Genomic DNA, 1,299 nt, shown 5'->3' with positions numbered 1-1,299 from the left:
CATCGCGGCGTGCTGTTCCTGGACGAGGCACCCGAGTTCCACGGCCAGACCCTCGCCTCGGTGCCGCTCGCCCGGGTGCGGCGCAGCGCGAGCGGGCCCTCGCCCTCCAGGACGGGAAGGGCCGTACCGCCGCGGCCGTCGGCGCGGGCGACGACGTGTGCGCGGGCCCGGACGCCGGTGGCCGTCACGCCGTCCACGCGGCGAGCTGCTCCCGGACCCACGCGGCGACGTCGGCCACACCGGTCTCGCCGCGCAACGACTGGAAGACGACGGGGAGCCGACCGCGCTGGGCCTTGGCGTCGGCGGCCATCCGGGCGAGGTCGGAGCCGACGTGGGGCGCGAGGTCGGTCTTGTTGACGACGAGCAGGTCGGCGGTGGTGACGCCGGGGCCGCCCTTGCGCGGGATGTCGTCGCCGCCGGCCACGTCGATCACGAAGATCTGCGCGTCGACGAGGCCCTTGGAGAAGGTCGCGGTGAGGTTGTCGCCGCCGGACTCGACGAGGATCAGGTCCAGCGGGCCGACCGTGTCCTCCAGGTCCTCGACGGCTTCGAGGTTGGCGGAGATGTCGTCGCGGATCGCGGTGTGCGGGCAGGCGCCCGTCTCGACGGCCGTGATCCGCTCGGGCGGCAGCACGGCCTCCCGGAGCAGGAACTCGGCGTCCTCGCGGGTGTAGATGTCGTTGGTGACGACCGCGAGCGACCGTTCGTCGCGCAGGGCCCGGCACAGGGCGGCGACGGTGGCGGTCTTCCCGGATCCGACGGGCCCGCCGAGCCCTATGCGCAGCGCGCGGCGCGATCCGTCGGGGCGGTGCGCGTCGGCGCCGAGGGCGGCGGGGCCGTCGTGGGCGTGGTCGAGGTGCATGGGTACGGCTCCTGTGTGGCCGGGTCGCCCGGTTCCGAAGGGCCTGTGCGGGGGCGGCGTTCTTCGGAGGGGCGAGTCGGACGGGTGGGTGGGCGCGGTCATGACGCGAACAGCCGCACCGGCCATGCGGCGTGTGCCTCGGCCATGATCTCCAGCAGCGGTGCGGAGGCCGCGGGCAGCGCGTCGACTCCCTCATCGGGCACTCTGCGCGCCGCCCGCACGGCCGCGTCCGCGACGCGGTCCAGCTCCGGCGCCAGCCGGGCCAGCACTCCGGTCGCGTCGAACGGATCGAGGCTCAGCAGGCGCACGGTCGCCGTCGCCGGGCCGCTCACGCTCTCGTACGCCTGTGGACCGTCGGCTGGCAGGGAAGGGACCCGTTCGGCGACGCCACCCGCCGTGCCCTCGACCCGGTCGAGACGGTGCAGCGCCTGGCCGAG

Annotated in this window: 1 protein-coding gene and 2 pseudogenes; all 3 read right to left on the bottom strand. The window is 75.3% G+C overall.

The genetic code is table 11. The features are described from left to right. A pseudogene (locus ACWEN3_RS46675) lies at window positions 1–197 on the bottom strand (hypothetical protein); the annotation flags it as partial. Then, window positions 185–862: an urease accessory protein UreG gene (gene ureG, locus ACWEN3_RS46670; protein WP_452984534.1), complete on the bottom strand. Its 678-nt coding sequence runs from the start codon at window positions 860–862 to the stop codon at window positions 185–187. The pseudogene ACWEN3_RS46675 and the gene ureG, both read right to left, overlap by 13 nt. 98 nt (window positions 863–960) lie before the next feature. Next, window positions 961–1,206, bottom strand: a pseudogene (locus tag ACWEN3_RS46665) (urease accessory protein UreF); the annotation flags it as partial. Window positions 1,207–1,299: the final 93 nt, after the last annotated feature.

This window comes from Streptomyces sp. NPDC004561 (assembly GCF_053602155.1).
This window is presented reverse-complemented; position numbering and strand designations above follow the sequence as displayed.

What these genes read in the sequence shown, in the direction of transcription:
- ureG (WP_452984534.1), bottom strand. Translation starts at nt 862, where the DNA reads ATGCACCTCGACCACGCCCACGACGGCCCCGCCGCCCTCGGCGCCGAC.